Source organism: Brevundimonas terrae (assembly GCF_011761985.1).
Classification (GTDB): Bacteria; Pseudomonadota; Alphaproteobacteria; order Caulobacterales; family Caulobacteraceae; genus Brevundimonas; species Brevundimonas terrae.
The window spans coordinates 700765-724706 of the sequence record NZ_JAASQT010000001.1 but is presented as its reverse complement, the minus strand read 5'-3'; the positions used below and the strand labels follow the sequence as shown (position 1 = coordinate 724706).

At 61.7% G+C, this 23942-nt stretch carries 22 protein-coding genes; 5 read left to right on the top strand and 17 right to left on the bottom strand.

Annotated features, from left to right (window positions below; translation table 11 throughout):
• The first annotated feature begins 109 nt into the window (after positions 1 to 109).
• Together FHS64_RS03500 and ahpD are read left to right on the top strand one after the other, a co-directional pair.
• The gene (locus tag FHS64_RS03500) at positions 110 to 664 is read left to right on the top strand and encodes a peroxiredoxin (protein WP_167175715.1); all 555 of its coding nucleotides are present in this window, start codon (positions 110 to 112) and stop codon (positions 662 to 664) included.
• Positions 665 to 822: 158 nt separating this feature from the next.
• Positions 823 to 1356: an alkylhydroperoxidase, AhpD family gene (ahpD, locus tag FHS64_RS03495; RefSeq protein WP_167175713.1), complete on the top strand. Its 534-nt coding sequence runs from the start codon at positions 823 to 825 to the stop codon at positions 1354 to 1356.
• 77 nt (positions 1357 to 1433) lie between these two features.
• On the opposite strand, the gene FHS64_RS03490 is transcribed toward ahpD, so the two are convergent.
• From FHS64_RS03490 to FHS64_RS03450, 9 genes are all read right to left on the bottom strand, one after another.
• A complete protein-coding gene (locus tag FHS64_RS03490; protein WP_167175711.1) occupies positions 1434 to 1868 on the bottom strand; it encodes a helix-turn-helix domain-containing protein in 435 nt (144 codons plus the stop codon).
• A gap of 152 nt (positions 1869 to 2020) precedes the next feature.
• On the bottom strand, positions 2021 to 3592 hold the full coding sequence (gene lnt / locus FHS64_RS03485; protein WP_243862692.1) for an apolipoprotein N-acyltransferase: 1572 nt from the start codon (positions 3590 to 3592) through the stop codon (positions 2021 to 2023).
• A 7-nt stretch (positions 3593 to 3599) separates the two neighbouring features.
• A complete protein-coding gene (gene ybeY / locus FHS64_RS03480; RefSeq protein WP_167175707.1) occupies positions 3600 to 4046 on the bottom strand; it encodes an rRNA maturation RNase YbeY in 447 nt (148 codons plus the stop codon).
• Positions 4043 to 5038, bottom strand: a complete 996-nt coding sequence (locus FHS64_RS03475) for a PhoH family protein (RefSeq protein WP_167175698.1) — start codon at positions 5036 to 5038, stop codon at positions 4043 to 4045. The genes ybeY and FHS64_RS03475 overlap by 4 nt, the downstream gene beginning before the upstream one ends.
• 213 nt (positions 5039 to 5251) lie before the next feature.
• Positions 5252 to 5695 carry a Fur family transcriptional regulator gene (locus FHS64_RS03470; protein WP_243862690.1) on the bottom strand — a complete coding sequence of 148 codons (444 nt, stop codon included), beginning with the start codon at positions 5693 to 5695 and terminating at the stop codon, positions 5252 to 5254.
• 78 nt (positions 5696 to 5773) lie between these two features.
• Entirely contained in the window at positions 5774 to 6199 is a 426-nt protein-coding gene (locus tag FHS64_RS03465) for a GNAT family N-acetyltransferase (protein WP_167175694.1), read from the bottom strand.
• Complete coding sequence (gene tsaB, locus FHS64_RS03460) at positions 6199 to 6891, bottom strand: tRNA (adenosine(37)-N6)-threonylcarbamoyltransferase complex dimerization subunit type 1 TsaB (RefSeq protein WP_167175691.1); 693 nt, start codon at positions 6889 to 6891, stop codon at positions 6199 to 6201. Before tsaB ends, FHS64_RS03465 begins: the two co-directional genes overlap by 1 nt.
• A gap of 21 nt (positions 6892 to 6912) precedes the next feature.
• The gene (locus FHS64_RS03455) at positions 6913 to 7272 is read right to left on the bottom strand and encodes a helix-turn-helix domain-containing protein (RefSeq protein ID WP_167175688.1); all 360 of its coding nucleotides are present in this window, start codon (positions 7270 to 7272) and stop codon (positions 6913 to 6915) included.
• A gap of 65 nt (positions 7273 to 7337) precedes the next feature.
• Positions 7338 to 7979: a helix-turn-helix domain-containing protein gene (locus FHS64_RS03450; protein ID WP_243862688.1), complete on the bottom strand. Its 642-nt coding sequence runs from the start codon at positions 7977 to 7979 to the stop codon at positions 7338 to 7340.
• A gap of 60 nt (positions 7980 to 8039) precedes the next feature.
• Here FHS64_RS03450 and FHS64_RS03445 point away from each other — a divergent pair, with 60 nt between their 5' ends.
• Positions 8040 to 8600, top strand: a complete 561-nt coding sequence (locus FHS64_RS03445; RefSeq protein WP_167175685.1) for a NifU family protein — start codon at positions 8040 to 8042, stop codon at positions 8598 to 8600.
• Between the two features lie 22 nt (positions 8601 to 8622).
• On the opposite strand, the gene FHS64_RS03440 is transcribed toward FHS64_RS03445, so the two are convergent.
• The 3 genes from FHS64_RS03440 to FHS64_RS03430 all read right to left on the bottom strand — a co-directional run bounded on the left by FHS64_RS03440 (position 8623) and on the right by FHS64_RS03430 (position 15627).
• Positions 8623 to 9090, bottom strand: coding sequence for a universal stress protein (locus tag FHS64_RS03440; protein ID WP_167175682.1), 468 nt, complete (start codon positions 9088 to 9090; stop codon positions 8623 to 8625).
• 141 nt (positions 9091 to 9231) lie between these two features.
• On the bottom strand, positions 9232 to 14079 hold the full coding sequence (locus FHS64_RS03435) for an NAD-glutamate dehydrogenase (protein WP_167175679.1): 4848 nt from the start codon (positions 14077 to 14079) through the stop codon (positions 9232 to 9234).
• A 414-nt stretch (positions 14080 to 14493) separates the two neighbouring features.
• The gene (locus FHS64_RS03430) at positions 14494 to 15627 is read right to left on the bottom strand and encodes an AI-2E family transporter (protein ID WP_341771066.1); all 1134 of its coding nucleotides are present in this window, start codon (positions 15625 to 15627) and stop codon (positions 14494 to 14496) included.
• A gap of 145 nt (positions 15628 to 15772) precedes the next feature.
• Here FHS64_RS03430 and FHS64_RS03425 point away from each other — a divergent pair, with 145 nt between their 5' ends.
• Positions 15773 to 17281, top strand: a complete 1509-nt coding sequence (locus FHS64_RS03425; protein WP_167175673.1) for a helicase HerA-like domain-containing protein — start codon at positions 15773 to 15775, stop codon at positions 17279 to 17281.
• Positions 17282 to 17290: 9 nt separating this feature from the next.
• Here FHS64_RS03425 and FHS64_RS03420 read toward each other — a convergent pair whose 3' ends face one another.
• The 4 genes from FHS64_RS03420 to timA form a co-directional block, all read right to left on the bottom strand.
• Positions 17291 to 19039 (bottom strand): amidohydrolase, encoded by a 1749-nt coding sequence (locus FHS64_RS03420; protein WP_167175670.1) that lies wholly within the window; start codon positions 19037 to 19039, stop codon positions 17291 to 17293.
• Positions 19040 to 19049: 10 nt separating this feature from the next.
• Positions 19050 to 20474: an alginate export family protein gene (locus FHS64_RS03415; RefSeq protein WP_167175668.1), complete on the bottom strand. Its 1425-nt coding sequence runs from the start codon at positions 20472 to 20474 to the stop codon at positions 19050 to 19052.
• Positions 20475 to 20568: 94 nt separating this feature from the next.
• Positions 20569 to 21681: an MltA domain-containing protein gene (locus FHS64_RS03410; protein WP_341771065.1), complete on the bottom strand. Its 1113-nt coding sequence runs from the start codon at positions 21679 to 21681 to the stop codon at positions 20569 to 20571.
• Positions 21682 to 21707: 26 nt separating this feature from the next.
• Positions 21708 to 22355: a TIM44-related membrane protein TimA gene (gene timA, locus FHS64_RS03405; RefSeq protein WP_167175661.1), complete on the bottom strand. Its 648-nt coding sequence runs from the start codon at positions 22353 to 22355 to the stop codon at positions 21708 to 21710.
• Between the two features lie 270 nt (positions 22356 to 22625).
• Here timA and secB point away from each other — a divergent pair, with 270 nt between their 5' ends.
• Positions 22626 to 23150, top strand: coding sequence for a protein-export chaperone SecB (gene secB / locus FHS64_RS03400; RefSeq protein ID WP_167175659.1), 525 nt, complete (start codon positions 22626 to 22628; stop codon positions 23148 to 23150).
• Between the two features lie 63 nt (positions 23151 to 23213).
• Here the strand turns inward: secB and dnaQ are convergent, their stop codons facing one another.
• Positions 23214 to 23939, bottom strand: a complete 726-nt coding sequence (gene dnaQ / locus FHS64_RS03395) for a DNA polymerase III subunit epsilon (protein ID WP_167175656.1) — start codon at positions 23937 to 23939, stop codon at positions 23214 to 23216.
• Between the last annotated feature and the right edge of the window lie 3 nt (positions 23940 to 23942).

Here is a 23942-nt window from a genome sequence, read left to right as displayed (position 1 = left end):
AAATCATTGATTTGACTTCGCGACTGCGAAAGGCCATCTGAAGGGCCAGTGAGCACGCCACGTCTGGCGCGCTTCACCTCACATTCTTTTTACGTATGGAGTTCCTGCTATGCTGGGCGTAGGTCAAAAACTTCCCGAGTTCAAAATCACTGGCGTGAAGCCGGGCTTCAACAGCCACGAAGAAAATGGCGTCTCGGCTTTCGAAGCCCTGAACCAGGACTCGTTCGAAGGTAAGTGGAAGGTCATCTTCTTCTACCCGAAGGACTTCACCTTCGTTTGCCCGACCGAAATCGCTGCCTTCGCCAAGCTGGGCCGTGAATTCGAAGACCGCGACACCGTGGTTCTGGGCGGCTCGACCGATAACGAGTTCACCAAGCTGGCATGGCGCCGTGACCACGCCGATCTGGACAAGCTACCGATCTGGCAGTTCGCTGACTGCGGTGGCAAGTTCGCTCGCGAACTGGGCATCCTGGACGAAGAAAACGGCGTGGCCCTGCGCGCAACCTTCGTGGTTGACCCGCACAACGTCGTGCAACACGTCTATGTCACCAACCTGAACGTTGGCCGTTCGCCGGAAGACACCCTGCGCGTTGTTGACGCCCTGCAAACCGACGAACTGTGCGCTTGCAACCGTCCGGTTGGCGGCGAAACCCTGGCTGCCTAAGGCCAGAACAGGATTACCGGCCGCGTGAGTATGGCCGGGTCTACCTGCCGGTAACGGCAGGATCCTTCAGAGAGGCGGCGGCGGGTGACTGTCGCCGCCTTTTTGATACCTTGCTGGCTGAGTGTTCCAGACGTTCTTTTCTTCACGGAGTCCTTCCCATGTCCCTCGACGCCCTACGTGACCTGATCCCGTCCTATGCCAAGGACATCTCGCTGAACCTGTCCTCGCTGGCCAATGAAACCATTCTGACCGACCAGCAAAAATGGGGTTGCTACCTCGCCTCGGCCCACGCCATCGGCGTGCCGCAAGTGGTCAAGCTGATCGAAGCGCAAGCCGCTACGGTCCTCAGCCCCGAAGCCATGAACGCCGCCAAGTCGGCTGCGGCCATCATGGGCATGACCAATATCTATTACCGTTCGCTGCATCTGGTGAAGAACCAGGAATACACCACGCTTCCGGCCAAGCTGCGCATGAACGTGCTGGCCAATCCGGGTGTCGACAAGCTGGACTTCGAACTGTGGGCCACCGCCGTGTCGGCCATCAATGGCTGCGGTGCCTGCCTTGATGCCCACGAGTCCGAGCTGCGCAAGCACGGCATGAGCAATGTTCAGGTGCAGGCCGCCCTGCGCATCGGTGCCGTGGTTCACGCCGCCAGCCGCGTGGTGGCCTCGGCCATCGCCGCTGCCGAATAAGAGAAGCCTATACGGCTAAAAGAAAGGGGTCGGTTCCTGACAGAACCGACCCCTTTTCTGTTCAGGACCGATTGGATTCAGGCCCGATTGGCCTGTAGCGCGGGTTCGATACCTTCGCTGGACGCCACCATTTCGCGCATCATTTCCAGAACCAGCTTCTGCTGGCGCGGATTGAGCCGCGGGGCCAGCTGGCTGATCTCGATGCTTTGGCGCGTCATCGGGAAATCATGGACGAAGGCCTCTGCGCCATCCTCGGCCATGCCCGGACGCGCGGCCAGCCCGTCAAAGAAGTAGCTGACATCGACGCTGAAAAAGCGCGCAATGTCCCAGAGCTTGGATGCCGAAATACGGTTGGCACCCTTCTCGTATTTCTGGATCTGCTGGAATGTCAGTCCCAAGGCGCGCCCTAGATCGCTCTGGTTGTATCCCAAAGCAATCCGCTTTTCGCATACCTTTCGACCGACATGGCGATCTACTGGATGCGGCCCGCTCTCCCCCGCGCCTTTGACCATGCAGCAACTCTCTTAATACTGTGGAGGTTCACACATGCTGTGCATCGCCGGTAATGTCACTTCAAATTTGACAAAACCGCCCTCTTTGCGACGCTTTTCGACCCCTTTGCAAGGTAAGCGCGAACCTGATCCGACATTCCCGCGCCTTGGCCTCAAGAATGGCGCCGATGGACCACTCGCATGAAAATACAGACAAGCATCAGTGCGGCCATCAGAAGCCCATAGGAAATCTGACCCCAGAGTCCAAACGACGTCACCTTCAGAGGTTTTGGAAGCCATACATCTACAGCTCTGGCCTCGCCGTTACCGATCCGGCTGCCTTCGACAATACGACCCAGCGGATCAATCATCGCACTGACGCCGGTCGGGGTCGCCCGCGCCATGGGAAGCCCCGTCTCGATCGCCCGATAGGAGGCCAGATTCAGATGCTGTAACGGACCGGAGGTCTGGCCGAACCAGGCATCATTGGACACGTTCACAATCCATGCCGGTCGTGTTGCCGCCCGCGCATCGGTAAAGCCCGGAAACAGGCTTTCATAGCAGACCAGAGGCTGGAATTGCTCAAGACCCGGAACCGTCAGGGGCGCCGGACTTGGCCCTGCCGACAGGTCCGAGGGCATCTGCACCAATGACCGGATGCCTATGGCCCCCATCACATCGCCCAAGGGCAGATACTCGCCAAACGGCACCAGACGGTGCTTGTCATAGATGGCGTCTATCCGCAGTCCCTCGGACCCCAGTGCCGTCAGGGCAAACAACGAGTTGAAATACTGGACGTCCTGACCCGGCACGACATCGGCGCGGCTCAGCCCCGCCAGCAGGACCTGTCCTTCTTTCAGCGAGGCGGCAATGGCACGCGCATCCTCGCGGGCAAAGACATTATTGGCCAGATCAGGCAGGGCGCTTTCGGGCCAGATCACCACATCGGGCGTACGCTCTGCGGGCTGGGCTGTCAGGTCCAGATAGCGTTGCAGGATGTCGTTGTAATAGTCCTCGGACCATTTGTTTTCCTGCGCGACATTGGCCTGAACAATGCGGACCAGCGTGTTTGAAGGTTGGACTTCAGTACTGGCCAGCCGATAGCTGCCAAAGCCGAACAGACCGGCCAACAGGGCCGCGCCAGTCGCCGCTACCAGCCAGTTCTTGCGATCCCTTACCCCCAGCATCAACGGCCCGAACGCACAGACCGCCAGCAGCGTCACCAGACCGAGGCCGTAAACGCCCACCACCGAAGCGAACTGTGACGGTGCCGAACCGGCGATCCAGCTGGCCCCGACGGGGTTCCACGGAAAGCCCGTCAGCACATGGCCACGCAGCCATTCAAACCCGCTGAAACAGACCACAAACAGCAGGACCCGCACCAGACCGTGTGGTTTCAAAGCACGGTAGAGCGCTGTCGCACCGCCTATAAACAGGCCGATCCCTGCGGGCAGAAGGCTGGCCGCAAAGGGCGCCATCCATGCCTGTGCCGGATTGACGAAAAAGGCCTCGGCCACCCACCAGCAGCCAATAAAGAAATAGGCAAAGCCGAACAGCCAGCCCATCCAGAAACCGCCGCGCACGCGTGTCGAGCGTTCGGCCAACAGCATCAGTACCGGATAGCCTATCAGGCCAATCCAGACATTGAACGGAGGATGCGCCAGACCGGCCAGCAGGCCCGCCGCCAGCGCCAGACCAATGCGGCCCCAGCGGTTACCCAATGCCTTGTCCCACACCCGCGCCATCCTGTGCTTAGCCCCGCTCGCCCGCATAGGGGTCGGCTATGCCAAGGCTGGCGAGAATCTCGCGCTCCTCGGCCTCCATCTGTTCGGCCTCGTCGTCCTCGACATGGTCGCGCCCCAAAAGGTGCAGCACCCCATGCACGACCAGATGCGACAAGTGGTCTTTCAGGGTCTTGCCCTGCGCCCTGGCTTCCTCGACGCAATATTCCAACCCCAGCACCACGTCGCCTAGATGCGGAAACGCGCTTTCGGCCGCAGGGAAGGACAGCACATTGGTCGGGCGGTCCTTGTCGCGGAAACGCGCATTCAGGTCTTGAACCGCCGCATCATCGGCCAGCAGCACCACCACATCACCCTCGACGGAGCCTAGGGCCTTGGTGGCGGCCGTATCGACCACAGCCTCGGCATCGGCCAAAGCCGTGTTCCAGCCCTCGGCCTCGATCTCGATCTCGATCATGCCTCTTCGGGCTCCAACTCGTTAAACGGACGGTTGCGCGCCGCGTCACCGTCATAGGCTCGGACAATACGCTCGACGAGAGCATGGCGCACCACGTCCTCGGCCTTGAACTGGTGAATACCGACGCCCTCGACACCGTTCAGAATGCGCAAGGCATGGGCCAAGCCACTGTCGCGCGGGTTCATCAGGTCGATCTGGCTAGGGTCGCCCGTCACCACCATCTTGGCCCCTTCGCCCAGACGGGTCAGGACCATCTTCATCTGCATGCGCGAGGTGTTCTGCGCCTCGTCGACAATGACAAAGGCGTGGCTGAGGGTGCGCCCGCGCATAAAGGCGATGGGGGCCGCTTCGATCTCGCCCTTTTCGCGTCGACGGGCCACATCGTCCGCGCCCAGAATCTCGTTCAGGGCTTCCCAGATGGGGGCCAGATAGGGATCGACCTTTTCGTTCAGATCACCCGGCAGGAAGCCCAGCTTTTCGCCCGCTTCAACGGCAGGGCGGGTGATGACCAGACGGTCCACCTGTCCGCGTTTCAGCAATGACGCCCCATAGGCGGCGGCCAGAAACGTCTTGCCGGTCCCCGCAGGGCCAACCCCGAAGGTCAGCTCGCATCGACCCAGCAGCTCCAGATATTTGGCTTGCGAGGCCGTCTTGGGCGCAATCGCACCACGACGGCCCACGGGCAGGGCCGCGGCATCGGGCACCGTGCGGCCTTCACCCGCGCGCGGGGTTTTGAACGCCTGCCCCAGAGCGGCACGAATATCGGCCTCGCCTACCTCGGTGCCGCGATCGGCCAGAATGGCAAGGTTTTCTACGACCCGTTTGGCCTGCGCGCGGTCACGCGGCGAGCCATTGATCGACACGCCGCCACCGGGGGTTTCGATCAAGACTTTGAACGCATCTTCGATCAACGCCATGTGGCGGCTGCCCGAACCGATAACAGCCCGCAGGGCCTTGTCGCTCAGAGACAGAAACTCGGACTCGCGAGCCATCAGTGTTCCTTTCGCTCCCTCACAGGAGCCTAACGGCTCGGGTCAGGTTTGGATCAGTTTTCCGGACAGGCTGTTTGCCGCCCGTCGGAACGGAACGGGACATAACCCGCCCGCGCCCGACTGAAACGGGCGTGTTCGCGGCACATCTCCGGACCACAACCTGATCGGGATAGATGCGCCGCGCACGCATCAGCCATGTCGGGGGTAAGGGCCTTAGCCCTCGTCTTTGGTTGGATCCTTGGGCACATCGCGCTCGCGACGATAGATCAGGCCTTCACGCTCGCTGGGTTCCACACCCGGAATCCGGTGACCGTAAAGCTCCAACTTGTGGCCCACCAGTTCATAGCCCAGCTTGCGGGCAATCTCGTTCTTCAGATGCTCGATCTCGGCATCGAAAAACTCGATCACATCACCGGTCTTGGTGTCGATCAGGTGGTCGTGGTGGTCTTCGCCGGCTTCTTCATAGCGGCTGCGGCCATCCCCGAAATCGTGCTTCTCGACCACGCCCGCTTCTTCGAACAGGCGCACGGTACGATAGACCGTGGCAATCGAAATATGCGGGTCAATCGCCGAGGCGCGACGATACAATTCCTCGACATCGGGGTGATCCAGCGCATTCGACAGAACCCGCGCAATCACGCGACGTTGTTCGGTCATCCGCATGCCACGATCGGCGCAAAGTTTTTCTATCCGGTCCATGCGGGCAAGATAGGTCGGACTGCCGATTTATGGAAGCTATAGAAGAAAGTTCAGCACCATCACCCGTGCGTGCTCCGAACTTCCGTCCGCACGCGTGTAATAGTTCTTTCTCAAACCGACCTGTTCAAAGCCACAGGCCGCATAGAGGCCAATCGCGGCAAGGTTGTTTTCGGCCACTTCCAGAAACATCCGCTCGGCCCCCAGAACGCGTGTTGCCACCACAGCCTGCTCGACCAGATGACGGGCCAGACCCTGACGGCGGTTTGAGGGGCGCACCGCAATGGTCAGAATCTCGGCCTCGTCGGCAATGGTGCGCGTCAGGATAAAGCTGCGCTCATCGCCCAGCAGCGAGACACCCGTACTGTCCAGAAGTTGAGCAAAAGCAGCAGCATCCCAAGGTGCCTCAAACGCCTCGGCATGGATGGTGGCCAGTTGCTCCGGCGTGAGAGGCGCGTAATGCATCACACCGTCAGGTTTCTCGGCTGGCCCGGAAGGCGCGTCGGCGGGGTGGCATCGGGTGCACGCAAGTAAAGCGGCTTGGGTGGATTGGCCTCGGGATCCAGTGTCGCGGCGAGTAGGGCCAGCGCCTCTGCCGTGGGGGCGGGCAGGGGATGAAGACGGGCCTTTTCCAGCCCTGCCTCATGGGCCAGCAAAACCTCTGCGCCCGAACCGACAATTGCCACAGCGCCATCCTCCGTCAGGGCGAGGATTTTGGCCGCCGCATCCTCGATTGCCAGTGCCTGTGCGTCCTCAACGGGAACCCCATCCTTGAACACGCGCATATAGACCTGAGCGCGGCGGGCATCGATGGCGGCCACCACCCAGCCCTCGGCAGGGACCGAGGCGGCCAAGCCGTCCAGCGTCGAAATCCCGATAACCGGACAGCCCAGCGCAGCGCCCAAACCCAGTGCAAAGCTCAAGCCCACACGAAGGCCCGTAAAACTGCCCGGACCAATAGTGACCCCGATACGCTCGACGCCTGTGAAGCCACCTGCATCACGCGACGCATCGCGCGCAAAGCCGCCCAGATGCTCCTGATGGCCCTTGGTCATGTCCTGCGCGCGGATGCCAAGCACCGAGGCCTTATCGCCTTCGATGCGAAAACTGGCGGCGAGACAGGTGCCAAGCGAGGTATCAATGACCATAAGTTTCATGGCCCTGTCCTAGCGCCCTCGTCAGGTCTGCGCCAGCGCCTCGACGATATGGGCCACCGATCGGCGCAGGGTCTTGTCCTGAATGCGGGTGAAGTTCTGCGAAAGCGCTCGATCCTCTGCCGTCATTAAAACGGCAGCAGAAGGGCCATGCGTGGTGGCGGACTGCGGGAAGAAATCACTGATGCTGCACTCCAGCACCGTCGCCAGTTCAAACAGCCGTCCTGCCGACAGGCGGTTCTGGCCGCCCTCGTATTTCTGGACCTGCTGGAAGCTGAGACCGAGGCTCTTGGCCAGTGCGCTTTGCGACAGGCCTCTTTGCTGGCGAAGCGAGGCGAGCGCCTGCCCGACCCACACATCTACCTCTCCGCACTGGCGCGACATCGGCATCCCCTCAAGATTGCAACGAAACCGTTACACAACTTAAGGTGTGATGCAACGATTTTGTTTCACTCGGGTTCGATGCGCGCCGTCACCGCCGAGACCGCTAAAATATCGCGCCATGAAAACGGCGTCTGGGTGCCACCGGTATTGGCCACAACCACGCCCCGATCATCCGAGCCCTGCCACAGGCCCAGATGCAGACGACCATCCCGCAATTGAAGAACCGCGCCGCCACCCTGTTTCGGCTGTCGGTCTTTTTCATATTCGATGATCGTGCCCGCAAAGGCCCATGGCCCCATATCGTCCGTATCCAGACGATAACGCTCACGCCGTATGGTGCGTGATGGCGCGGGTTCGAAATCGCGCCCCTTTGACTGAACCCCCGCGCCGTCCGTCGCGGGCGCAGATGCGGGCCCAGGTGCGGGCGAGGGGGGCGTCTCGGCCAGCAACATCAGGTCTTCGGGTGTGGCATCCAGCGCTGCGGTCAGCCGCTTTTGCATATCGGGGCGAAACAGCCCCGCACGGCGCCCCGCCTCATAGAGGCTCCAGCCCTGACTGGTCATGCCGATACGGGCACCGGCCTCGGCCTGGCTCAAGCCGCGCTCGCGACGCAACCGCCCGAGCGCCTCGCCAATCCGTATTGCCGCTTCCTGCTCGCTCATCACATCAGACTGCCACCTAAAAACCGTCGTTACGAGAGGTTTCATGTGAAACATTAAGAGCAGATGGCCCTTGAAGTCAGGCTTTGAAAACCGCATCTGGCAATCATGTTCATCCAGACCGAAACCACACCGAACCCGAACGCCCTCAAATTCCTGCCGGGACGCGATGTCTCGCCGCTGGCGGTTGTCGAGTATCGCACCATTGACGAGGCCACCGCCTCGCCGCTGGCCGAAGCCCTGTTCGAGCTGGCAGGGGTCGAAGGCGTGATGTTCGGGGCCGACTATGTTTCGGTCACGCGCGACGTGCGCGGTCCGGACTGGTCGGAAATGAAGGCACCGATCCTGTCGGTCATCATGGACCACTTCGTCGCCAATCAGGACCTGTTCCGCGATGCACCGGCTCAGGAAGGCCATGCCGACGATCAGGACGACGAGATTGTTGCCGAGATCAAGGCGCTGCTGGATAGCCGCATCCGCCCGGCTGTGGCGCAGGATGGCGGCGACATCCTGTTTGACAGTTTCGACCACGAAACCGGTATTGTGAAACTGCGGATGCGCGGTGCCTGCTCGGGCTGTCCGTCATCGTCCGCCACCCTGAAGTCCGGTGTCGAGCAGATGCTGCGCCACTATGTGCCCGAAGTGAATGCGGTCGAGCAGGTCCTCTAGGACCTGTCCCTACGGCTGGCTGTCAGGCCAGATCCTCGATATCGGCATCCGTCATTTCGGCCGGAACGATTGTCACAGGCAGTTTTCGACCCTCGACGCCCACGCCCTGTTTCAGGATGGCCGAGACAATCGGGCCGGGTCCGCGTGAACCCGACGCCGCTGCCAGCACCAAAATCTTGATATCGGGGTCTTCGGCAGCGGCACGGCGTATCGCGGCCAGAGGATCGCCCTCGGCAATGATAAAGACGGGCGCATGGCCCGAACGCTCCACCACCTTGTCACTGAGACGGGCCAGCAAGGCCTCGGCCTCTTCGCGGTTCTGGCGCCGGATTTCGTCGCGCACACCCGACCAGTGCTCGTCCGTGGCTGCGGGCGTCACGCGCAACAGCACCACGCGCCCTCCGGTGGAGCGTGCCCGCTGGGCGGCATAGCCCATAGCCGCATTCATCTCGGGTGTATCGTCAACAACGACCAGAAATTTCCGGATCAATCCGTCGCTCCGCCAGTGGTTCAATACGCCAGCTAAACCAAAGCCTGCCCCTGCGCCAACCCCCATCACGGCCTCGTTAGAGGACAGAAAAAAGGGCGGCCCCGTCTGGAGCCGCCCCGTTTCCTTAAGTCACACGTCCCATCAGGCCGCGCTGGTCAGAACCTCGCGAATGCCGGAGTTGGCAATCGTCAGCTTGGCGAAGGTCCAGCCCGCACCCGAGGTCTCGATACCGTCCACCGAAGCCCGCAGGGCCTCGACTTGCGGCAGGCGATCACCGATCCAGTTGTCCACCGCTGCTTCCGCATCGGCTTCGCTGATCGAGACGCTTTCATTGACCGAGGCGGCAACGGCGCGGGTCAGTTGCTGCTGTTCGGCCATCAGGTCCTGAATCAGGCGACGCACGGCCAGACGGTCGAAATGGTCACCCGAGGCGATCGAACCGGCGGCGACACGCAGACGGTCAAAGTCGAACGCGGCACCGATCTGGTGATAGAGACGCGCCATAGCCGGAGCGCTCCAACCCATTTCAGTGGTCAGATCGCCGATATCGGCCGTGGCCACCATCGGACGCAGCATGGCGATATCGCGCGCCAGAGCTTCCGGAGCCCCCAGACCCACAAAGGTGGCCACACGGCTCTCGTAGCGGTCCTGCTCATAGCGCGACAGCACATCCGGACCAGCGGCACGCAGGGCGTCCGCTGCCGGCTGATAGGCCGCAATCATGCTGCCCACGGTCGTTTCCGTGCGGGCCGCGCGACGGGCCAGCCAATAGGTCTGGCGACGCAGAACCAGTGCGATCTCGCGATACAGAGCGGTTTGGGCCTCGGCCGGAATCTTGAGATCCAGCGCCGAAACATCCTTCCATGCCTGATCCAGACGGAAGACCTGACGGGCGGTTTCAAACGCCGTCACCATAGCCGCCGTGTCGCATTCCGCTGCCGCACGCAGGCGGTCGGGGAAGGTGGCACCGGCCATGTTGACGATCTCGTTCGACAGCACGGTCGCGATGATGTCGCGACGCAGGCGGTGACCCTTCATGTCCTCTTCGAACTTGGCCAGCGGCGTCGGGAAGTAATGCACCAGCATATGCTCGAAGAAGGCATCGTCCGGTGCCGCCGAGGCGACGATCTCGTCGAACAGTTCCAGTTTGGAATAGGCCGTCAGAACCGCCAGTTCCGGACGGGTCAGGGCGGTGCCTTGCAGCTTCATCTCGGCGATGCGGGCATCGTCCGGCAGATATTCCACGGCACGGTTCAGCTTACCGAGCGAGGTCAGGTGCTGCATGAAGGCCTGTTGGGCTTCCAGAGCCGCAGCACCTTCAGCCTGTTGCAGGGTCACGGCCAGGGTCTGGTCGTAGTTGTGCGCCAGAACCTTTTCGGCGACCTCGTCGGTCATCGACTTGAGCAGTGCGTTGCGGTCTTCGGTCTTCAGGTGTCCCGAAGCGATAGCGCCGCCGGTCAGGATCTTGATATTGACCTCTTGGTCCGAGCTGTCCACGCCCGCCGAGTTGTCGATGGCGTCGGTGTTCAGACGGGCACCCGCACGGGCGGCCTCGATACGACCCAGCTGGGTCATGCCAAGGTTGGCACCTTCGCCAACAACCTGCGCACGGACATCGCCGCCATTGATACGGATGGCGTCGTTGGCCTTGTCACCGGCCTGGGCATTGGTTTCGCCCGCACCCTTGATGTAGGTGCCGATGCCGCCGAAATAGAGCAGTTCTGCACGGGCCTTGAGGATGGCCTGCATCAGGGTGACCGGATCAACCGTGTCGACCTCGATATCCAGCATCGCCTTGATTTGCGGTGTCAGGGTGATGGTCTTGGCCGAGCGCGAGAAGACGGCACCGCCCTCCGAGATCAGGCTCTTGTCATAGTCCTGCCAGCTGGTGCGCGGGGTGTTGAACAGACGGTTGCGTTCTTCCCACGACTTGGCCGGATCGGGGTTCGGGTCGAGGAAGATGTCGCGGTGATCGAACGCAGCCACCAGCTTGATGGCTTTGGACAGCAGCATGCCGTTGCCGAACACGTCGCCCGACATGTCGCCCACGCCCACAACGGTGAACGGCTCGGACTGGATGTCCTTGCCGGTCTCGCGGAAGTGGCGCTTGACCGCTTCCCACGCACCGCGTGCGGTAATGCCCATTTCCTTGTGGTCGTAACCGGCCGAGCCGCCCGAGGCGAAGGCATCGTCCAGCCAGAAGCCATAGGACTGCGACACGCTGTTGGCGATGTCAGAGAAGGTCGCGGTGCCCTTGTCGGCAGCCACCACCAGATAGGGGTCGTCACCTTCCCACGCGATGACGTTTTCCGGACGAACAGGCGCACCGTCACCGACGATATTGTCGGTGATGTCCAGCATGCCCGACAGGAAGGTCTTATAGGCGCGGATCGCTTCGGCCTGCATGGCGTCGCGGTCACCGCCCACCGGCAATTGCTTCGGATAGAAACCGCCCTTGGAACCGACCGGTACGATGACCGAGTTCTTGACCTGCTGGGCCTTCACCAGACCCAGAACCTCGGTGCGGTAATCGTCGCGACGATCCGACCAGCGCAGACCGCCACGGGCCACCGGACCAAAGCGCAGGTGTGCGCCTTCGACATGCGGTGCCCAGACGAAGATTTCGCGGAACGGCTTGGGCAGCGGCATGTCCTCGATCTCGCGCGGGGCGATCTTGATCGAGATATGCGGCTTGCCCTGATAGAAGTTGGTGCGCTTCAGCGCGCCGACCAGATCGGCAATGCGGCGCAGCGCACGGTCGTGATCGAGGCTTGCTACGTCCTGAAGCAGGGTAGCGATGGTCTTTTGGACCTCGGCCACACCGGCTTCACGCGAAGCGGCATCACCGCCCTTGGCCGGATCGAACTTGGTGGCGAACAGCGACAGGATGGCACGCGAGACCTGCGGATATTCGCGCAAGGCCAATTCCTGAACCGATTGCGACGGATCAAGACCCGTCTGCTGGCGATAACGGGCCAGCGTGCGGATCAGGGCCGCCTCGCGCCAGTCAATGCCCAGTTCCAGCACCAGACGGTTGAAGCCGTCGCTTTCGGTACGGCCATTCCATACGGCTGCAAAAGCGGCCTCGAACGGGGCCTTGATGTCGGCAAAGTCGAGCCTGTCACCACGCGGATCTTCCAGCAGGAAGTCGTGGATATAGATCGGTTCGTCACCTTGCGGGCGCACGACGTGGTCGGATTCTTCCAGCGTCTTGAGGCCCATATCGGCCAGGATCGGCAGAACGTCCGACAGCGGCACAGCCGAGCCGCGACGATACAGTTTGAAACGGAATTGCAGCGATGTTTCCGCCTCGGTGCGGAAGGCGCGCACGGCCACCGGCTCGGCCGTGATGCCGTCGGCAACCGATCCGTCGTTCAGACGGTCAAACTGGCCAAGATCGGCCACGGCTTCGGTCGCGTCGTAACGGTCGCGATAACCGGCACCATAGCTGTCCGCCCATTTGGCGCTGATCGGACCCACAGCCACGTCATTGACATCGGCAGCACGCAGGGCGCTTTCAAAACGGTCGATCCACGAACGGCCAGCCTCGGCCACAGCGGCCTCCAGCGCGTTTGCATCCGGCGTCGGGTGGTCACCCGGCGTCACGCCGATGATGTAGTGTACGCGGGTCAGCGGCTGGTCCGACAGTTGCGGATACCAGGCCGAGACACGACCGCCCCAGGCGTCGGCCAGAATATTGCCGATACGCGCACGCAGGGTGGCGTCGAAACGCTCGCGCGGGATGAAGGCCAGAACCGAGACGAACCGGTCGAACGGGTCACGACGGGTGAACAGGCTGATACGCGGGCGGTCATACAGGTGCAGAATGCCCAGCGCCGTATCCAGCAACTCGTCTTCCGAAATCTGGAACAGCTCGTCGCGCGGATAGTTTTCGAGGATGTTCTTCAGGCGCTTATAGCTGTGGCTGCCCTCGGCCTTTTCGGCGCGTTGCAGCGCATTGGCCACCTTGCGACGGATCAGCGGCACTTCCTTGGCCATCTTGTCATAGGCTTCGGCAGTGAACAGACCCACAAAGCGGGTCTCGCCCACGGCGCGACCTTGCGCGTCGTAGCGTTTGACACCGATATAATCCATCACGGCGCGGCGATGTACACGCGAGCGCAGGTTGGACTTGGCCACCGTCACCGGATCGCTGTGGTCCATCTGCTGCTTCATGGCCGGCGTCAGAACGGCAGGCTCCGACGCACGGCGCAGAACGCGACGCTCGGGATCGCTGAGGATGCCCATGCCGCTTTCGTTTTCGCTCATCGGTGCTTCGGCCTGAAGCTCGCCATTGGCCCCGACCGGGAAGTCATAGTCACGCGCGCCGAGGAAGACGAAATGGTCGCTCTTGACCCAGCGCAGGAAGGCGATGTTTTCCTCGCGCACTGCCGGATCGATACGTCCCGAGGTTTCGGCTTCCAGACGGCCGATAGCGGCCTTCATGGCCTCGACCATGCGGGCATGGTCCTGAACCGCCAGACGGACATCGGCCATGGCCGAGGCCAGACCTTCACCCAGAACGTCGCGGCGCTCCTGCGGCAGAGGATCAATAATCAGGATAATCAGCGAGTCACGGCGACCTGCGCCCATCTCGACAACCGGGTGGTACAGGGCGCGCACCGTTACGCCCGCATCGGCCAGTTCTCCCAGCACGCTGTCCACGAGGAAGGGCGCGTCGTCCTGAAGGATCAGAACCTGATCATAACCCGTTGCGCGACCGTCGGCACCGTTCAGCGGTCCAACCGTCACAAAGGCCTGCGAACCGGCTTCGCGCTTGCTGGCCTGTTGCCATGCCTGATTGATCAGGGCGGCCAGATCTTTCAGACCGACTTCCGGCGTTTCATCCGCTTCGTAATCTTCAATCACCTGCTCCAGCAGGGACGTTTGCGCCGCTCCCGGTGGGCCTGCTGCAACCTCGGAGAAGGCTTTCAAAAGCGCCTCCAGATTGGCCTGACCGGCGGAAACAGTACGCGAAGCGGCTGACATAATAGGTTCTCGTCAAACGGGGCCACACAGGCCACCTGATCAGGCCACCTTAGCGCCCTGCGTGCCTATGCCTAGTGGGCTTTTGGCCCATATGTCTGTGTGCAGCGCACAATGTTGCGCGAACGGCCCACCTAACGAAAGGGCGATCCCTAAAGCTGCCATAATGTTGAAGATTTCGCCTTATTGCAGCCCCTCCTGCGGTGACCTTGCGACCGCATTGGGACCAGAATTGAACAAGGCCGTCGAACGGGGTCCGACGGCCTGCTCAAGTCCGGCGCTAGGAGGGGGAGGGGAAGCGCCGGCCATATAACGCGCGGCCCGGGGAGGGGGAGGGGAGGGCCGCTGCGTCTGATTTTTGATTTAGAGGCCGATTGCGGCGAATCAAGGACAGTTCGAAGAAATATTTCGACGAAATTAGGTTTTCCGTCTCAATCTTACGGACATTCGCTCGAATAGTGACGATTTCTTGTCATTTTCCTTAATATCCGGCTCACCCTCACCCCCGTAAGGGTTGCCATCGCCCGACAGCAATACCGCCATCCAGCGCGAACTCTTGAACTCGGCCAGAATGGCCATGGCCATCACCGCCAGCGGCGTGGACAGGAACATACCCACCACCCCCCACATCTTGCCCCAGAAGGCCAGTGCCAGCAGGACCGCAATCGGATCGATATTCTGGTTGTCGCCCTGCATACGTGGCTGAACCACATTGCCCACCACAAACAGCAGAACCTGCAACCCCACCAGAAGCGTCAGAGCCGGCCAGTAGCTTTCAAACTGTACCAGCGCGAACAGGGGCGGTGCCAGACCTGCGATGGCTCCGCCCAGGATCGGGATAAAGCCGACCACAAAGATCACAAAGGTCCAGAACTCGGCATTCTGAAGGCCGACGACGCGCATCAGGATCCAGGCCACGAAACAGATCATCACGCCGGTGACGGCCTGAACCCACAGATAGCCCTCGACGCCGCTACGCACACGGTCGAACACCTGCAAGGCTTCCTGACGGCGGCCTCGATCGGGGAACAGACCGACGATCTTCTTTTTGAAGCCGTGACGCGAAGCCAGCAGGAATCCCAGATAGATCAGGACAAAAAACGCACTGGAAGCAATGCCCTGCGCCTGTAGCGCCGCCGTGGTCAGCCAGCCGCGCAGATCAATACCGGAGATCATGTCCTGCAAGGTTGGCGGGTTGGAGACCCCGAACAGGCCGCTGATATCGCGGCTGATATGGTCAATGCGCGGACCTATACTGCCGGCCACACCCGAGGCATCGGTAAAGAAGCCCGCCGCGCCGTCGATAATTATCCAGATGGAAACCAGAAAGCCGACAACCACCAGACCGATGGATGCGACCCCCGCAAATCTCGTCGGAACATGCGCCTTGGTCGATAGCCAGCGTTCGATGCCGCTGATCATAATCATCAGGAAGATGGCCATAGCCAACGGCGTCAGAATATCGCGCAGCCAGTAAAGCGTAGCCCCCGCCGCAACGACCGCGATTATGACAATCGCATTGCGGCTGGAAACAGCGATATTGGACGTCAAAGGTAACTTCATGAAAATACGACCCGACTGAAGGTATCTGCTCCCTCAACCGCACAGGAAGCATGATAGTTCCTCAATCTCATAGCTACCTCTTGTGTGATCGTCACGGGCGCCGCAGCGTGATGGCCCAAACCGGAGTCCTTATATGACCGATGCCCCTTCGCTTTTTCTCGGCCAGTCCTTCGATGGTGAACCCCAGCGCCTGCTGCTGAACCGCGCCAACCGCCACGGGATCGTGGCCGGTGCGACCGGTACGGGCAAGACGGTGACGCTGCAGATCATGGCGCAGGGTTTTGCCGATGCGGGCGTTCCGGTTTTCTGTGCCGACGTAAAGGGCGACCTGTCCGGCATCTCGCAGGCGGGCGGCACCGAGAAGTTCGGCGAACGCGCCGCCAAGATGGGCCTGACCCTGCATGGACGGGCCGCTCCCACAGTGTTCTGGGATCTGTACGGTGAAAAGGGCCACCCGATCCGCGCCACGGTTTCGGATGTCGGCCCCTTGCTGCTGTCGCAGATGCTGCAACTGAACGAGGTGCAGGAAGGCGTCCTGTCGATCGCCTTCCATGTGGCCGACAAGGAAGGTCTGCTGCTGCTCGACCTCGAGGATTTGCGCGCCCTGCTGACCTATCTGTCGGAAAACGCCAAGACCATCGGGGCCGAGGTCGGCAGCGTCTCGCCGCAATCGGTCGCGGCCATCCAGCGCTCGATCCTGCAACTGGAACAGCAAGGGGCCAAGAGCTTCTTTGGCGAACCGTCCCTCAAGCTCGATGACCTGATCAAGACCCCCTATGGCATGGGCCAGATCAATGTGCTGGACGCCACGCGCCTGATGAACAGCCCGCGTCTGTATTCGGCCTTCCTGTTGTGGCTGCTGTCGGAACTGTTCGAGCAGCTTCCCGAGATCGGCGATCCCGACAAACCCAAGCTGGTCTTCTTCTTTGACGAAGCCCACCTTCTGTTCAATGACGCACCGCGTGGCCTGTTGGAGAAGATCGAGCAGGTTGTACGCCTGATCCGCTCCAAGGGTGTCGGCGTCTATTTCGTCACGCAAAATCCGGCCGACATTCCCGACACCGTGCTGGCGCAACTGGGCAACCGCATCCAGCATGCCCTGCGCGCCTATACGCCTGCCGAGCAAAAGGGCCTGCGCGCCGCCTCGCAGTCCTTCCGCACTAACGACGCCTTCGACACTGCCGAGGCCATTCAGGCCTTGGGCGTCGGCGAGGCTCTGGTTTCGGTGCTGGACGAAAAAGGGGCACCGACCGTTGTGGCACAAACCAAGGTACGCCCGCCGGACTCGCGTCTTGGCCCCGCCACCGATGCCGAACGCGCCGCCATTATCCAGAACAGCCCTGTGCGCGGCATCTATGATACCGCCATCAACCGCGAGAGCGCCGAGGAAATCCTGAAGGCCCGCAAGGCACAGGCCCAGCGGTTGGAGGCCGACACCAAGGCCGCCGAAGAGGCTGAAAAAGCCCGCGCCAAGGCCGAGAAGGACGCCGCAAAGGCCGCCACCTCGGCCCGAGCGCCTGCGCGTCGCTCGACCCGCGAAACCCCGACCGAGGCCCTGACCAAGTCGGTGCTCAGGACCGTCGGCACCACCCTGACCCGCGAGCTTTTGCGCGGGGTGCTGGGCGGTCTGAAGAAGCGCTAGGCCTAAGGCTTAAGAGAAGGCGACCTTTCCGCCTTCCTTATAGACCTCGCTGACCTTGATCCCGGCAATACGGTCGGGATCAATGGTTACGGGGTCGTCTTCCAGCAGCGTCATATCCGCCAGCTTGCCCGCCACCAGCGAGCCCTTGCGGTCGTCCTCATAGTGCTGCCATGCGGCCCACAGGGTCATGGCCTTCAGGGCGATCTCGACCGGTACGCGCTCATCCGGTCCCAGAATGTCGCCCGAGCGCGTACGCCGCGTCACAGTCGCCGACAGCACCCGCATGGCATCGGGATTGGCCACCGGCGCATCATGGTGGGTGGTGAACCGCATGCCGCGCCGCACCGCCGACATGCAGGGCGAGATAAACTCGGCCCGACGCGGCCCCAGCACGGAATCCCTGTGCCAGTCGCCCCAATAGAAGGTGTGCATGGGGAAGAGCGACGGCACGATACCCAGCGTCTTCAGTTCATCCAGTTGGTCTTCGCGGGTGGTCTGGCCATGGATCAGAACGGGCCGGCGGTCCGCCTTGCCATGTTTGCGGGTCGCCTCGCGCACTGCACCGATCAACAGATCAATGGCCGCATCGCCATTGGCATGCACCTCGATCTGCCAGTTATTGGCAAAGGCCAGATCGACCATTTCCAGCGCTTTTTGCTCGCTCACCGCCGGATAGCCGCGATAGGAATCAGGCTGGCCTTCGGGCGGGATGAAATAGGGTTGCGACAGCCACGCGGTCTTGGCCTGCGGCGAGCCATCCAGCGTCAGCTTGACCCCGCCAATGCGATAACGACCTTCATAATGGCGCCGGAATAGCGGCGTCGCCATCACATCTGTCGATGTCAGGATGTCGGGGAAAGACAGGATGTCGATCGGCAAAGCTCCCTCGGCGGCCAAGCCTGCAATCATGTTGCAGGTGTCCGTCGAAGAGCGTCCGTCCTGGGCGGTGGTATAGCCGAAACGGGCATAGTAACGCGCGCCCTCGACCAGCATCTGCCGGTTGGCTTCAAGGCTCAGGCGGGTGAACAGGGCCCCCATGACGGCAAACAGGGCCGTCTCCTCCATCACCCCATTCGGCTCAGACGAGCCGTCGCGGCGACGGAATACGCCATTGTCCGGATCGGGCGAACTGGCACTGATACCCGCTGCGGCCAGTGCGGCGCTATTGGCCGATCCCATATGGCCGGACTGGTGCAGGAACAGGATCGGCACATCCGTAGAAATCGCATCCAATTCGTCGCGTGTCGGGTGGCGCTGTTCCTTTAATTGGGAATCGTCATAGCCGAACCCGATCACCAGACCCGTATCACGCACCAGATCGGCATGACGGTCCATCCATGCGCGCGTCACCCGTTGCAGAGCAGGTATGTCGTTGCCCTCGCCATCGGGGGCAGGCAGCAGATTGGCATAGCGCGCCTGTAGACCCACCATGGACACATGGCCGTGCGGATCAAAGAAACCGGGTAGCAAGGTACGCCCTTCAAGGTTTACCATGCGCGCGCCACGGCCTGCCGCACCCCGCACATCGTCCAGAGATCCAACGGCAAGGATACGGTCACCGCGCACCGCCAGCGCCTCGGCGACGGGCATAGCATCGTCGATGGTTCGGATCATGCCACCCGAAAAGACCGTCGTCTGCTGTCGCGCCTGGGACATGGCGTCACCGACAGAAAAGGCCGAGGCCCCCATCCCCGTAAAAGCCCCTGTGGCCGCCAGAAAGTGGCGGCGGTTAAACCCGTCAAACGCGGAAAACGGCATGGGGGAGCCCTCAGTAATTGACGATAAGATTGACGAAGCCACCGCTCCAGACAGGGGCATCCACCTCGGTCACGATGGAATTAATGCCCGGTCCCGGCACGGAAACAGAGAAACCCGCAGTCAGATAGACGTTCGGCGTCACGACCCGCATATATTCAAGATAGACATCGTCCGACAAATGCCGGCGCGTGACGCCAGAGATCGGGTTGGCAATACCGTCTTCCACCTCGACACGGGTCGCCTGACCAAATTGGATCGGGCTCAGGCGCTCATTGGCCAAAATCCGCGAAACCTGCAGGCTCAGCTTGTCTCGTGGCGTGGGAGACAGACTGAATCCGGCATTCCATGAGGCCACGTTCGAGTTGATAAACACCATCGACGATTTGGACCCCGTCGACCACGATTTGGGATTGCCCTCGTAATAGAGAGGGTCAAACCGTTCCAGACGCGCCGTATTGGGATCATCACCCGAGAATGTCTGATATCCGAAGCCAAACGACGGCTTCCATCGGTGATTGAAATCATAACCGGCCCAGGCCCTGCCGCCCCAGGCGCGCATGTCGATACGGTCATTGCTCTGAACCGACAGTTCGGCCACCACAAAGGCACCGGGCAGGGTTTCGGCAAACGGCTTGGCGCGCATATACAGATCGACAAAGGTCAGACCATCACGACCGTTTTCTAGAATGCTCGGCACACCGATCCCGCCCGGAGCCGCAACCGGATAGGGGGCAGTGGACTCCAGCACCGTGCCGATCGTCGCCCCGAAATAGGTATGCGGGCGCGGATCATAGCGCACATCCACACCGGCTATGCGCGTGCCGTTGTCATTGTCGGGGGCACTATTCGGGTCCAGATAAAAGGCGGTGCCGGAGACATCGCCACGCTTGGCCCGCGCCAGAACGGCCATGGCCCACGCCTTGCGCGGACCCAGTTTCAGCGCCCCGCGCGTAAAGCCGTTCGAGCCGCCATTGGACAGGTGCATGCCTGTTCCGGCCTCGAATTCCTGCGAGCCTGCCGAAAGGTCAAAATCGAAGCCCGCTCGATTGAAGCGCACGCCCGCATAGGCCTCTTCCAGCGTCACCCGACCGGTATCGCCGGTGCCAAAGGCATCGGCCCCCGCGGTCCATGACCCGACTGCCGACAGTCCGCCATACAGGGTCGCGCCGCTATCGGTGGTGCGTGTGTAGCTTAGGCCCGGCTTCACATAGGCTTCCAGCCATTCGGTGTCCGATTCAAAATCTTCGGCATGGGCCACGGTTTCGCCGAAACGCCAGAACAGGTTGCGTTCTGCCACCGCATTGACGCCCCCCTGAAAGCGGATTTTCAGCCCTTCTGTATCCGTCTCGCTGGCATTCTGCGCGTGGGACACACCCGCAAGAACAAGACTGACGGCACCAACCAGACCGGCTGGAACATGGCGAAGGCTGAACATGGCTTAATCCTCGACACAAAGAGGACCACGGATTGCGGCTATTTAAAATAGCACCGTTGCTAGGCTTACGACAGCACCGCAAAAGTAAACCAGATCAATATCGCGGTATCAGGCGCCACATGCGCAAGGGATGGCGAACCGCACCCGCTTCGCGTCCAGCCGCATCGCCGGTGCCGATATAGAGATCGGCCCGCACCGGTCCACGAATGGCAGAACCTGTATCCAGCGCCATGACCAGACCGCGATAGCTGGCAAACGCCCCCATCAGATTGCCGCCATCGGCCTCGATCCAGACGGCCTCGCCATAGGTCCAGTGTGACGGATCAACCGCAATCGCGCGACGCGCCGGAAGCGGGATCGCCGCTGCGCCGACCGCCTCGCGCCCGTTATCGGGTGTCATGGCAAAGAAGATATAGCGCGGGTTGAGGTTCATCACCTCACGGGCGGCATCACCGCGATTATTGGCCAGCCAGCCACGGATCGCATCACCGGACGTGCCGTTCTGCGGCAAAAGACCCCGCTCGGCCATCGGGCGGGCAATACCGACAAAACGCTGGCCGTTATCGGCGGCATAGGCGGCCCGCATCCGGCGTCCGTCAGGGAAGGTCAGGTTTCCCGAGCCTTGAATTTGCAGGAAGAACAGGTCTTCGGCCCGCATCCATGCCAGGGCCGAGGACTGGGCCGAGCCTGCCTCGATGGCCGCACGATCACCGACACTGGCCAGATTGGCAGGGCGGCTGAGGACCGGCGCGTCAAACTCGGCATCCGGCTGGGTTCGCGCCTGATATTCCGGCGCGAAATAGGCCGTCAGCATTCCTGCTGTGCCGTCTTCCTTGCGGGCTTCGACGGCGACAAACCGCTCTTCCAGAAAGGCACGCGCGTCACTGGGGCTGGGTCCGGGACGCGAATTCACAAACTCGCGCGCCACCTGACAGGTCAGGCTGGCTGAATTGCGTAAGACGATACAGCCCTCGGCATAGGCCTTGAGCGCCGCCAAATGGTCCTCGTTCGACCATCCGGGCAGTTCGCTTAACGCCACCGAATAGGGTCGTGGACCACCCGTCACAGGCGGCTGCACCGGAGGCTGGGTAACAGGTGGAACCGTTGTCGGCGGATAGGAAGGCTGCGGTACCTTGGGGCTGGAGGCACAGGCGGCCACCAGCAGCGCCAGCGCTACCGCTACAAAACCGGAGTGATAACGCGACACCGAACCGTCCCTGTCCACCAATGTCATCAGGCCGTGGCGGCCTCGACGCGGGCCAGCGACCAGTTGGGGTCATTGGCACCCAGCTTGCGCTCGAACGTCCAGACCTCGGCAGTGCGGCGCTCGGTCGTGTGGCTTTCACCCCCGTCCTGCGTCACCGTGCTGCGGACCTCGGCGAGGAAGCGCACGCGGGCCTTGGCCAGATTGTCCTCGACCGTGGCCAGTTCGATATCGGCACGCGCTGGGGAAACCAGTTCGACCGTTTCGACAGTGCCGGCCAGTTCGCGCTGGCTAATACCGGCATCGAACGAAGCCATCACCTTGTCGGTCAGCAGAGGGCGCAGGGCCTCGCGGTCACCACGGGCATAGGCGCGGATGATGGTCTCATAGGCCTGACGGGCCCCCTCGACGAAACGGGCCGGATCAAAGGCCGGATCGCGCTCTTTCAGGCCCGAGATCGCCGCCGCCAGTGCAGGGTCCATAACAGGTCCTTGTTGGCCCTTGCCATCCACGCTCTTGGGCAGGCCGGGGGCCAAAATAGCTGTCTTGGCCGATTTTGCCTTTTGGGCATTATCTTCGGGCTGGCGGCCAACCTTCTTGCCCAGCACATTATAGAGCTGGAACAGCAATACCGCCGCGATCACAGCGAAAAATACAATCGAGAAGGTCTGGGGCACGGGTATTCCTTGGGGTAATCAGCGCCTTACCAACATAGGGACCGCGTCACGGCAAAGGTTTCACACCCTCTGCTATGCCCCCGGCCCCTTTATGGGCAGGTCATCTTGCATATAGTGATTAGGGGGCGATCCTGTCCGGCGCAAGGCAAAGGCCCCTATAGAAGCCCTACCAAACATTGCGACCGATAGCCTCAACGTGCTACCGCCGCGCCTCATACCTGCCTCAATCGGGGCATTTCGCAGCATACTTTTCAAAGACGGCCTTTCGAAATGACTGACGCTACGCCGCCCGCCGACACCAACGGCCAAAACCCTCAAGCCGATCAGGCGCAGGGTCAACCGCAAGGTCCGGGCTTCCGCATCCTCACCCAATATGTCCGCGACATGTCGTTCGAAAATCCGAAGGCACCGGAAAGCCTGCGTATCGAAGGCAAGCCGGCCATCGACATGGGCGTTGAAATGAATGCCGGTGGTCGTCCCGACGGCCTGTTCGAAGTGGACCTGAAGATTTCGGTCAAGGCCACGGCTGACGACAACTCGCCGGTCTTCCAGGTCGAGCTGGTCTATGGCGGTCTGTTCGCCCTGCAGGGCGTCGCCCCGCAAGACATCGAGCCGATGCTGCTGATCGAATGCCCGCGCTACCTGTTCCCGTATGCGCGCCAGATCATCTCGCAGGCGACCGCTGACGGTGGTTTCTACCCGCCGTTCAATGTCGAGCCGATCGACTTTGCCGCCATCTACATGGCTCGCCAGCAGCAGATCGCAGGTTCGCCCGCCGAGACGGGCCAAGCCTAAGCGACCTCTGCCGGATCAAACAGAAACCCCGCCTTCGGATCGAAGGCGGGGTTTTTTGTGGTCTCAGTTTTCGTCTTTTGCGGGTGGCTCGATACCGTATTGCGCCCAGACGGGGTCCTTGACCCATTGCCCTAAAAAGGCGCGATGCGCCTCGTCTTCGGCGGCACTGACCAGAGGGGGCAGGGGACGCGGACGGGCACCATAGACCTTGCGACCATCGGGTACGGCCATACCAATGCTGGTCAGGGTCTTGCCGCCACCCAGATCAAAGCTGCGCTCCTTGCCACCACGCAGCTCCAGATAGACCTCGGCCAACAGGCGGGCATCGATCAGGGCGCCGTGATAGGTCCGGTCGGCCAGCGAGATCTTGTAGCGCTTGCACAGCGCATCCAGCGTGTTCGGCTGGCCGGGGAATTTCGACTTGGCAATCGCCAGCGTATCGATCCAGCGCGCCTCGCCCGTAATGGGCTTGTGGGCCAGCGTCAGTTCCCAGTCGATGAAGTTGCGGTCAAAGCTGGCATTGTGCGCGATCAGGGGCGCATCGCCGACAAATTCGAGAAACTCGTCCGCCATCTTGGCAAAGATACGCGCGTCCTTGACCTTGTCGTCGGTAATACCGTGAACCCTGATGGCATCCTCGGGGATCGAACGCTCGGGATTTACAAAGCTGTGATAGGTCCGGCCCGTCGGCAACAGATCGACAATCTCGATACAGCCGACCTCGATCAGGCGGTCGCCGGTCTTGGGATCAAAGCCGGTGGTTTCGGTATCGAGGACGATTTCGCGCATGGG

What these genes read in the sequence shown, in the direction of transcription:
- FHS64_RS03500 (WP_167175715.1), top strand. Translation starts at nt 110, where the DNA reads ATGCTGGGCGTAGGTCAAAAACTTCCCGAGTTCAAAATCACTGGCGTG.
- ahpD (WP_167175713.1), top strand. Translation starts at nt 823, where the DNA reads ATGTCCCTCGACGCCCTACGTGACCTGATCCCGTCCTATGCCAAGGAC.
- FHS64_RS03490 (WP_167175711.1), bottom strand. Translation starts at nt 1,868, where the DNA reads ATGGTCAAAGGCGCGGGGGAGAGCGGGCCGCATCCAGTAGATCGCCAT.
- lnt (WP_243862692.1), bottom strand. Translation starts at nt 3,592, where the DNA reads ATGGCGCGGGTGTGGGACAAGGCATTGGGTAACCGCTGGGGCCGCATT.
- ybeY (WP_167175707.1), bottom strand. Translation starts at nt 4,046, where the DNA reads ATGATCGAGATCGAGATCGAGGCCGAGGGCTGGAACACGGCTTTGGCC.
- FHS64_RS03475 (WP_167175698.1), bottom strand. Translation starts at nt 5,038, where the DNA reads ATGGCTCGCGAGTCCGAGTTTCTGTCTCTGAGCGACAAGGCCCTGCGG.
- FHS64_RS03470 (WP_243862690.1), bottom strand. Translation starts at nt 5,695, where the DNA reads ATGACCGAACAACGTCGCGTGATTGCGCGGGTTCTGTCGAATGCGCTG.
- FHS64_RS03465 (WP_167175694.1), bottom strand. Translation starts at nt 6,199, where the DNA reads ATGCATTACGCGCCTCTCACGCCGGAGCAACTGGCCACCATCCATGCC.
- tsaB (WP_167175691.1), bottom strand. Translation starts at nt 6,891, where the DNA reads ATGAAACTTATGGTCATTGATACCTCGCTTGGCACCTGTCTCGCCGCC.
- FHS64_RS03455 (WP_167175688.1), bottom strand. Translation starts at nt 7,272, where the DNA reads ATGTCGCGCCAGTGCGGAGAGGTAGATGTGTGGGTCGGGCAGGCGCTC.
- FHS64_RS03450 (WP_243862688.1), bottom strand. Translation starts at nt 7,979, where the DNA reads ATGAAACCTCTCGTAACGACGGTTTTTAGGTGGCAGTCTGATGTGATG.
- FHS64_RS03445 (WP_167175685.1), top strand. Translation starts at nt 8,040, where the DNA reads ATGTTCATCCAGACCGAAACCACACCGAACCCGAACGCCCTCAAATTC.
- FHS64_RS03435 (WP_167175679.1), bottom strand. Translation starts at nt 14,079, where the DNA reads ATGTCAGCCGCTTCGCGTACTGTTTCCGCCGGTCAGGCCAATCTGGAG.
- FHS64_RS03425 (WP_167175673.1), top strand. Translation starts at nt 15,773, where the DNA reads ATGACCGATGCCCCTTCGCTTTTTCTCGGCCAGTCCTTCGATGGTGAA.
- FHS64_RS03420 (WP_167175670.1), bottom strand. Translation starts at nt 19,039, where the DNA reads ATGCCGTTTTCCGCGTTTGACGGGTTTAACCGCCGCCACTTTCTGGCG.
- FHS64_RS03415 (WP_167175668.1), bottom strand. Translation starts at nt 20,474, where the DNA reads ATGTTCAGCCTTCGCCATGTTCCAGCCGGTCTGGTTGGTGCCGTCAGT.
- secB (WP_167175659.1), top strand. Translation starts at nt 22,626, where the DNA reads ATGACTGACGCTACGCCGCCCGCCGACACCAACGGCCAAAACCCTCAA.
- dnaQ (WP_167175656.1), bottom strand. Translation starts at nt 23,939, where the DNA reads ATGCGCGAAATCGTCCTCGATACCGAAACCACCGGCTTTGATCCCAAG.